The 8,279-nt window shown below is 72.9% G+C and carries 7 protein-coding genes and 1 pseudogene; 5 read left to right on the top strand and 3 right to left on the bottom strand.

Translation table 11 applies throughout. The annotated features are described in order from the left end of the window. The coding region (locus tag VJS38_RS08865; RefSeq protein WP_324087787.1) for a hypothetical protein at positions 1 to 842 on the bottom strand (842 nt) is incomplete at its 3' end. Positions 843 to 1,092: 250 nt separating this feature from the next. On the opposite strand from VJS38_RS08865, the gene VJS38_RS08860 reads away from it, so the two are divergent. From VJS38_RS08860 to ald, 4 genes are all read left to right on the top strand, one after another. Continuing rightward, entirely contained in the window at positions 1,093 to 2,085 is a 993-nt protein-coding gene (locus VJS38_RS08860) for an aspartyl protease family protein (RefSeq protein ID WP_324087786.1), read from the top strand. 105 nt (positions 2,086 to 2,190) lie between these two features. After that, positions 2,191 to 3,159 (top strand): WD40 repeat domain-containing protein, encoded by a 969-nt coding sequence (locus tag VJS38_RS08855; protein WP_324087785.1) that lies wholly within the window; start codon positions 2,191 to 2,193, stop codon positions 3,157 to 3,159. A gap of 186 nt (positions 3,160 to 3,345) precedes the next feature. Beyond that, complete coding sequence (gene mtgA, locus VJS38_RS08850; RefSeq protein WP_324087788.1) at positions 3,346 to 4,017, top strand: monofunctional biosynthetic peptidoglycan transglycosylase; 672 nt, start codon at positions 3,346 to 3,348, stop codon at positions 4,015 to 4,017. A gap of 65 nt (positions 4,018 to 4,082) precedes the next feature. Beyond that, positions 4,083 to 5,195, top strand: coding sequence for an alanine dehydrogenase (ald, locus tag VJS38_RS08845; RefSeq protein WP_324087784.1), 1,113 nt, complete (start codon positions 4,083 to 4,085; stop codon positions 5,193 to 5,195). A gap of 219 nt (positions 5,196 to 5,414) precedes the next feature. Here the strand turns inward: ald and VJS38_RS08840 are convergent, their stop codons facing one another. Beyond that, positions 5,415 to 6,290, bottom strand: coding sequence for a bifunctional regulator KidO (locus tag VJS38_RS08840; RefSeq protein ID WP_324087783.1), 876 nt, complete (start codon positions 6,288 to 6,290; stop codon positions 5,415 to 5,417). A 172-nt stretch (positions 6,291 to 6,462) separates the two neighbouring features. On the opposite strand from VJS38_RS08840, the gene VJS38_RS08835 reads away from it, so the two are divergent. Beyond that, positions 6,463 to 7,512, top strand: a complete 1,050-nt coding sequence (locus VJS38_RS08835) for an XdhC family protein (protein WP_324087782.1) — start codon at positions 6,463 to 6,465, stop codon at positions 7,510 to 7,512. On the opposite strand, the pseudogene VJS38_RS08830 reads toward VJS38_RS08835, so the two are convergent. After that, a pseudogene (locus tag VJS38_RS08830) lies at positions 7,464 to 8,273 on the bottom strand (molybdopterin molybdotransferase MoeA); the annotation flags it as partial. The gene VJS38_RS08835 and the pseudogene VJS38_RS08830 sit on opposite strands and share 49 nt — an antisense overlap. Positions 8,274 to 8,279: the final 6 nt, after the last annotated feature.

The raw sequence follows: 8,279 nt of genomic DNA, 5'->3' as shown, positions 1-8,279 counted from the left end.
GACTGGCCGTGCTCGATGCGGACAGGTTGCGGCGGGGCCTGCCGCTGCGGCTGGACGTGTGGGGCGGGCGGCCCGGCGAAGGCGAACTGGCGGCCGCCGTGATCGCCGCCGTGGTCCTTGAACCAGCCGAGATGGCGGCCGTTGTCGTGACCCGGCCCGCCGGTCCAGGCCGCCGCTCGACGCCAGTCGGGCTGGGCCTGGGCGGCGCGGAACCAGCGGTCGTGGCCGGCGTAGAACGCCGGCGCCCGGGCCCGCCACACCGCCGGCTGGACCGGATAGCGCGTGCTGTGCCGATAGGCGCGGTCGAGGTCGTAGCCGCGGGTCCAGTAGGCCCCGGCGCGCGGCGCATGGTCGTGCCAGTGGTCGGCGGCGATCAGCGCGCCGGTGGCGGCGAACAGGGCGATGAGCGCGCCGTTCGGGCCGTAGGCGTAGCCGTAGTCGGGATCCTGCACGAAGTACGGATAGTCCTCGCCCGGCTCGTAATAGTAGTAGCGGTAGCCGTCGTCGATCGGCTCGGCGAACATCTCGCCCTGGCCGCCGCCGTCCCAGACATAGGGCTGCTCGTCGCCGTAGCCGAAGGCGTAGCTCGGCGGCCGCTGATAGACCATGCGGCTCATCTGATAGGCGCGCCGCGGATAGGCGTAGGCCTGGGCGGCCGGCGCGGCGGCCTCGACCGCCGGCGCATAGGCCGCAGACGCGACGCCCGGATCCAGCGGTCCCAGCGGCGGCGTTCCGGACGCGGCGGCGGGCGGCGGGGGATTGTCGGGCTTGCAGGCGGCGAGCGCCACGGCGAGCGCCGTGGTCGCCAGGAGCAACGCGAGGGGACGAACGGTGCGGCTCATTCTGCTCTTCCGGCAGCGCGCCCTCAGGCGCAGACGTCGACGTCAGCGCCCCCAGCGCCCCTCACGGCGAGCACTGGCGTCGATCACCGAACGCAGGCGCGGCCATGAGGGTTGCTAGGGCCGTAATGCGGCAGGCTGGAGGCGCAGGTGAACTTCCGCCCGGTTTCCGACTTTAACCTGAAGGGTCCGGAGGCGGCGCAATGCGGAATGTTCGACGGGCGGACGTGGCGAGGCGGAGCGTCGCCTGCCTTTGAGCGGACCTTCGTCCAGCCGGCGGACATTCCTGCGGCGCCTGGTCATCGCCTCCGCCGGCGTGGCCGGATTCGTCGTCGTCCACCGCCAGCTCACTTGGCCGACCCCGCGGGTCAGTTTCGCCCATGAGGGCTGGAGCGGCTGGCTGGCGCTGCCGGAGAAGGGCGGGTTGATCGCGCTGGCGGCGCAGGTCGGGGGAACGCCGGTCCAGGCGGTGCTGGATTCCGGAGCGCAGTATTCGGCGATCGACGCCGGTCTCGCCGCCAGCCTCGCGCTGCCCGCGGCCACGCCCTTGCCGATGGTCGCCTTCGGGGTCAGCGGCGGGCCCAGCCTGGCGCGCGCCGTCACGCTGGACGCCGACCTCGGCGCGTTCGCGCTGAAGGGCCTGCGGGCGGCGACGCTCGACCTGCAACCGCTCACCGCGCTCACTCGCCAGCCGTTCTCGCTGCTGCTCGGCCGCGATGTCCTGCGCGCCGTAGTGCTGCAGGCGGACTTCCCAGCCGGCCGCGCCGCGGTCTTCGCCCCGGAGCGCTGGTCGCCGCCGGCCGGCTCAGTCCAGGTCGCCGCCCGAGTCCATGGAGGTGGCCTGCTCGTCCCGGTGCGGATCGAGGCCGCTCCACCCGTCGAGGTGCTGCTGGACACCGGCGCGACCGGCGCGCTGGCGCTCTCCGAGGCCGCGGCCCGGACGGCGGGACTGCTGGACGGGCGGCCGCTGCGCAGCGGACCGGCGGTGACGCTGGGCGGGGTCAGCCAGGACGGCCTGGCGCCCGCCCGCCAGGTCGAGTTCGCCGGCCATCGGATCGCCGATCTCGAGGTGCAGATCTACCGGCCTGCGGCGCAGGCGCCGGCGCCGACCGGCCTGCTGGGCCTGGGCGTCCTGGCGCGCTTCCACCTGGCGATCGACTTGCCCGGCTCCCGCCTGTTCCTGATCGGTCCGGAGAAGCCGCCACCGAGGCCCGCGCCCCGGCGGTCGACCCGTCTCGACGGTTAGAGGTTCACCAACGCCATCCCCTGTGACGCGCCGGTGGGTCTGCGACCCCAGAATTCCTGCAGGCGCCGGCTTCCACTCGACCCTGGCGCGCTCTAGGGGAGAGCCATGATCCAGTCCTTCGACGCCTTCGTCACCGCCGCCCTGTTCGACCGCGCCGGCCGCGCCGTCTTCACCCTCGGCGACGGGACGGTGCGCTTCGAGGACGGCGCGGTGGTCGCGGCCCACGACGGCGCCTCGCTGAGCGCCTGCCTGCATCCGGACGGCGAGGGGGTCCTGAGCGGCGGCGACGACGGGCGGCTGGTCTGGGCCAGGGCCGAGGGCGCGGCCGAGCTCGCCAAGGTTCCGGGCTGCTGGCTGGAGAGCGTCGCCGCCAGCGCCCAGTCGAAGCTGATCGCCTTTTCCGCCGGCCGCGAGCTGCACGTGCGCGACGCCGCCGATCCGGGCTTCGCCCGCGTCTTCCAGCATGAGAAGTCGATCTCCGAAGTCGCCTTCGATCCCAAGGGCCGGCGGGTCGCCGCGGCCAGCTACGGCGGGGTCTGGCTGTGGTTCGCCCGCATCGCCGAGCAGAAGCCCTCGGTGCTGAAGTGGGCCGGCAGCCACGTGGCCATCGTCTGGAGCCCGGACGGCAAGTTCCTGATCTCCGGCATGCAGGAGAACGCCCTGCACGGCTGGCGCGTGGCCGACGAGAAGAACATGCGGATGGGCGGCTATCCGGCCAAGGTGAAGAGCCTGGCCTTCGTCGCCAAGGGCAATCTGATGGCGACCGCCGGGGCCAACGGCGTGGTGGTCTGGCCGTTCGCCGGCTCCACCGGGCCGATGGGCAAGCAGGCCGCCGAGGTCGGCTTCGACGAGGCCGCCATGGTCACCCGCGTCGCCGGCATGCCGGGGGGCGCCTGGATCGCCTGGGGCCGCGACGACGGCCGGGTGCGGGCCTGCGACCTGGTCGGCCAGAAGGTGGTCGAGGTGAAGGCCGAGAGCGGCGGCCCGATCACCGCCCTGGCCATGACCGCCGACGGCAAGCGCGTCGCCTGGGGCGACGAGGACGGCGGGGCCGGGGTGGCGGAGATCGGGTAGAGGGCCTCCCATAAACGGGAGGGGAGGGATTCACCTCGATCGAATCGCCTCGGCTGGAGATAACCGTCGTGCGGCGGCGATTGGGTCCGCCGCCCGGGATGGAAGCCTTAAGTGGCCAAGCGTGCGAAGCCGAAATCCAAGCTCAAGCGAGCGGCCGCGCAGGCGGGCGGCGCTTTCGGACGGTTGATGCGGGTCCTGGTCGCGCTGGTGCTGATCTTCGGCGTCGTCGGTCCGGTCGCCGCTGTCACCCTCTACCGCTTCACGCCCCCGCCGATGACCTTCCTGATGGTGCAGCGGCTGTTCGAGGGGCGCGGCTTCGACCGGCGCTGGGTTCCGCTGTCGCGGATCTCGCCCAGGCTGGTCGGGGCGGTGATCGCCTCGGAAGATTCCGGCTTCTGCGAGCACAACGGATTCGACATGGCCGCCATCCAGCGGGCCCTGAAGCACAATGCGGACGAGCCGAACCGCATCCGCGGCGGCTCGACCATCAGCCAGCAGACCGCCAAGAACGTCTTCCTGTGGCCGCGCCGCGACTATGTCCGCAAAGGCCTGGAGGCCTATTTCACCGTCCTGATCGAGGCGATCTGGGGCAAGTCCCGCATCATGGAGGTCTATCTGAACTCCATCGAATGGGGGCCGGGCGTCTACGGCGCCGAGGCGGCCGCGCGGCGCAATTTCGGGGTCAGCGCCGCGGCGCTGACCCCGGGCCAGGCCGCCCGGCTGGCGGTGATCGTGCCCAAGCCGCTCGCCTGGAAGGCCGACCGGCCGGGCCGCTACGTCCGCAAGCGTTCGGGCACGATCGAGGCCCGCGCCGGGGTCGTGCGGCGCCAAGGTCTCGCCGACTGCGTTTTCCGTTGACCGCGGGATAGATCCACCCCCAAATCCCGGCGGATGTAACATGATACATCTGTAGGGAGCCTCTTATGCGCATCGGCGTGCCCCGCGAGATCAAGCCGGACGAATATCGCGTGGGGCTGACGCCCACGGCGGTCCGCGAATATGTCGCCCGCGGCCATGAGGTGCTGGTCGAGCACGGCGCGGGCGCCGAGGCGGGCTATCCGGACGACGCCTACCGCCGCGCGGGCGCGGGCCTGCTCGCGACCGCCCACGAGGTGTTCGCCGACGCCGAGCTGATCATCAAGGTCAAGGAGCCGCAGCCCGCGGAGTGGGCCAGGCTCACCGCGCGCCACATCCTCTTCACCTACCTGCATCTGGCCCCGGACCCGGCCCAGGCCGAAGGCCTCCTGAAGTCCGGCTGCGCCGCCATCGCCTACGAGACGGTGACCGACCCGGCCGGCGGCCTGCCGCTGCTGGCGCCGATGTCCGAAGTCGCCGGCCGGATCGCCGTCTTCTCCGCCGGCGAGACCCTGCTGAAGCACAACGGCGGCATGGGCCTCCTGATCTCCGGCGTGCCGGGCGTGCCGCCGGCGAGGGTCTGCGTGCTGGGCGGCGGGGTGGTCGGCATGAACGCCGCGCGGATGGCCGCGGGCCTCGGCGCCGAGGTGGTGATCGTCGAGCGCTCGATCCCGCGTATGCGCGAGCTCGACAACATGTTCCTGGGCAGGATCCTCACCCGCTACTCGACCCTGGACGCGGTCGAGGAGGAGGTGCTGAAGGCGGACGTGGTGATCGGCGCGGTGCTGACCGCGGGCGCGGCGGCGCCGAAGCTGGTGCGCCGCGAGCACCTGTCGCAGATGAAGCCGGGCGCGGTGCTGGTGGACGTCTCCATCGACCAGGGCGGCTGCTTCGAGACCAGCCGGCCCACGACGCACCACGAGCCGACCTATGTGGTCGACGGGGTGGTGCACTATTGCGTGGCCAACATGCCCGGGGCGGCGCCGCGGACATCCTCCGAAGCCCTGGTCCACGCCACCCTGCCGTTCGGCCTGCAGCTGGCCGACAAGGGCCTCGAGGCCCTGGCGCAGAACAGGCACCTGGCCAAGGGGTTGAACGTGCTGAAGGGCGAGGTGACCCATCCGGCGGTCGCCGAGGCGCTGGGCAAGCCGTTCGCCGATCCGTACGCGGCTTGGGGGTAACAAGCGCGCTCGTAGCTCCCCCGCAACGCGGGGGAGAGGACCCGCGCGCCGAAGAGCGCGTGGGGGGGGCGAGCGGCCGCCCTGGAGTCGCAGCTGCGAAATTTTCGGTGGAGGCGCTGTGCCCGCGGCTCGCCCCCTCCACCACGCGCTCTTCGCTGCGCGCGGCCCGTGGTCCCCCTCCCCCGCTTCGCAGGGGAGGAACGAGTTTGGTGTTGGCGCCTAAGCCGCCGCCCAGGCCGTCGGATCCAGCGCCACCGGGTCGTCGATCGCCATCTCGTCCCAGTCGAGGTCGGGCGGCGGGCTGGAGGCGGCGGCGACGACGGCGCTCATCTCCGCGACCGAGGCCACGCCGACCAGCACGCTGGAGGCCTCGGGGCGCGACAAGGCGAAGCCGAGGGCCGCCTGCAGCGGGTCGGAGCGGCCTTCGGCGATCAGCCGGCGCGCGCGCGAGATGCGGCTGGCGGCGGCCTTCAGGTGGTTGGGCGCCCGGTCGGGCGGCAGGAACAGGAGGCCGTTCAGGAAGATCGAGCGCAGCTGCACCTCGATCCCCATCTCGGTCAGGGTCGCCAGCGTGCCGTCGATCAAGAGCCGCTGGTCGAGCAGCGAGGCGGGCGCCTGGACGACGTCCGGCTTGAACCGCTTGGCCAGGCCCACGGGATCGTCGGAGGCGTAGACCGAGACGCCGATCTTGCGGCAGAGGCCCTCGTCCCTCATCGCCCGCAGCCGGTCCCACAGCTTGGGGCCGGCGGGGCTGAGCAGGTCGGTGGCGGACGGCGCCAGCATGGTCTCGCAGGACTCCACGCCCAGCCGGCGCAACTGCGCGCGCACCTCGGCCTCGGCGTAGTCCGGCCCGCGGTCGGGGCGGACCGTGGTGACGGTGATGCGGAACGGGTTCGGCCTGGGCATGACCTGGCCAAGCGTCACCTCGGCGGACTCCGAGTGACGGCTGGCCTCGAAGACCTGCAGGCCCGAGCGGGCGGCGATCGCCAGGATGTCGCGCGCCTCGGCGTCCCGCGGTCGGCCGCGCGCCGTGGTCGGCTGATCGAGGCCGAACTGGCCGGATCCGAGGCCAAGTTTTGAAAGAGGCGAAGTCATCAAAAATGCGGGCTTTGAGGCTCTGCGTCGCTTCCGAGGCGCCATCTTCCCCGCCGATGCCTAAGAACAGGTATCTGAGACCTTGCCGAGGCGTTAATCCGTGTCCGTACCTGTGGATGACGCCGTGGCGGCGGCGCTGGGCGTCTGCACAGCGGCCGGTTAGAAGATGGCGATGCGAGAGCCCCTGCCCGAGTGGCCGACCTTCGGCCTGCCCGAGGATGTGCGCCCGGTCCTGCGCCAGGCGCGCGACGCCGGCCGGCCCGTGGCGCTGGCCACCCTGACCGCGGTCGAAGGCGGCGGCCCGCGCCCGCCGGGGACCCAGATGGCGTTCGCCGAAGGGATCGTCGCCGGCTATTTCTCCGGCGGCTGTGTGGAGGCCGACGTCGCCGATCACGCCTTCGCCTGCTTGGGCGACGGCCGGCCCCGCACCCTGGTCTATGGCGAGGGCGGTCCCTGGCCCGACATCCGGCTCTTGTGCGGGGCGCGGATCGAGATCTTCCTGGAACGGGTGGCGCCCGACGATCCGGCGCTTGCCGAGCTGCTCGCGGCCGACGCCGAGCGGCGGCCGGTGACCTGGGTGAGCGACGGCCTCACCCGCGTCTGCGCCGCCGAGCTGGAGCCCTGGCCGCAGGCCCAGGTCGAGAAGCGCTACGATCCCAAGGCGCGGCTGGTGGTGGTGGGCTCCGACCCGACGGCGCTGGCGATCGCCCAGCTGGGCGCCCAGGCGGAGTTCGAGACGACGCTGAACAGACCCAAGGGCCCTCCGACGCCGCCGCCGCTGATCGGCGTGGCCTATCTTCGCTCGGAGCCCGCCGAGGCCCTCGCAGCGGTGGGCGTCGATCCCTGGACCGCGGTCGCCATCGCCACCCACGACAGCGACACCGACCACGCCGCCCTGATGGCGGCCTTGCCGTCGCCGGCGCGCTACGTCGGCCTCCTGGGCGCGCGGCGCCGCCTGCCCGAGCGGCTGGCGCGGCTGCGCGCGGCGGGGATCTCCGAGGCGGCGATCGCGCGCCTGAAAGCCCCGATCGGCTTCGACATGGGCGGCAAGGCGCCCTGGGAGGTGGCGGTGTCGGTGATCGGCGAGATCGTCGCCCAGCGCTATGCGCGCGCCAGCGGCAGCACCTCGACCAGCGCCCCGGCGGGCGAGGCGGCGACTTCCGGCGGACGCCGCAGCAGGGCGTTGGCGGCGGCGAAGACGGTGATCAGCGACGAGTCCTGATCGCGGTAGGGCAGCACAGAAAGGCCGCCCTCGGCGAACGACAGCCGCCCGCGCATCCAGTGCTCGCGCGGGCCATTGGCCGGCAGCGGCGTCTCCAGCCTCGCCGTGACGGTGCGCACCGCCGCGTCCGCGCCGGCATAGGCCGCCAGGACCGGCTTCAGGAACAGCTCGGCGCAGACGAAGGCCGAGGCCGGGTTGCCCGGCAGGCCGAGCAGACGGCGGCCGTCCGCCAGCACGCCGAAGAAGGTGGGCTTGCCCGGCCGCACTGCGACGCTGGCGACCTTCAGCTCCAGGCCGAGCGCGCCGGCCGCGGCGCGGACCAGGTCGTGGTCGCCGACCGAGGCGCCGCCGATGGTGACGATCAGATCGGCCTCGGCGCCGCGCATCGCCGCGATGGTGGTCTCCAGATCGTCCCGCACCGGCCTTGCGCGCACCGCCTCGCCGCCCCAGGCTGCGATCATCGCCGCCAGGCCCGGACTGCCGGAGTTGTAAATCTGGAACGGCCCCGGCTCGGCCGGCGCCTCGACGATCTCCTCGCCGGTGGAGAACAGGGCGACGCAGGGCCGCCGCGTCACCGAGAGCTCGGCGCGGCCGGCCGCCGCGGCCAGCGACAGCCGCCACGGATCGATGCGCACCCCGCGCGACAGCAGCGCCGCGCCGGCCTTGAAGTCTCCGCCCGCCGGCCGGATGTTATGGCCAGCCTCGACGGCCGGGACGGTCACCGTCGCCGCGTCCCGGGTGGCGTCCTCCTGGATCACCATCGCGTC

The organism is Phenylobacterium sp., assembly GCF_035276905.1.
In the GTDB taxonomy this organism is placed as follows: Bacteria; Pseudomonadota; Alphaproteobacteria; order Caulobacterales; family Caulobacteraceae; genus Phenylobacterium.
The sequence above is the reverse complement of the archived record's forward strand: the minus strand, read 5'-3'. Positions and strand labels throughout refer to the sequence as shown.

Excerpts from the sequence above, each read along its gene's own strand:
- VJS38_RS08840 (WP_324087783.1), bottom strand. The coding sequence starts at position 6,290 with ATGACTTCGCCTCTTTCAAAACTTGGCCTCGGATCCGGCCAGTTCGGC.
- mtgA (WP_324087788.1), top strand. The coding sequence starts at position 3,346 with ATGCGGGTCCTGGTCGCGCTGGTGCTGATCTTCGGCGTCGTCGGTCCG.
- VJS38_RS08855 (WP_324087785.1), top strand. The coding sequence starts at position 2,191 with ATGATCCAGTCCTTCGACGCCTTCGTCACCGCCGCCCTGTTCGACCGC.
- VJS38_RS08835 (WP_324087782.1), top strand. The coding sequence starts at position 6,463 with ATGCGAGAGCCCCTGCCCGAGTGGCCGACCTTCGGCCTGCCCGAGGAT.
- ald (WP_324087784.1), top strand. The coding sequence starts at position 4,083 with ATGCGCATCGGCGTGCCCCGCGAGATCAAGCCGGACGAATATCGCGTG.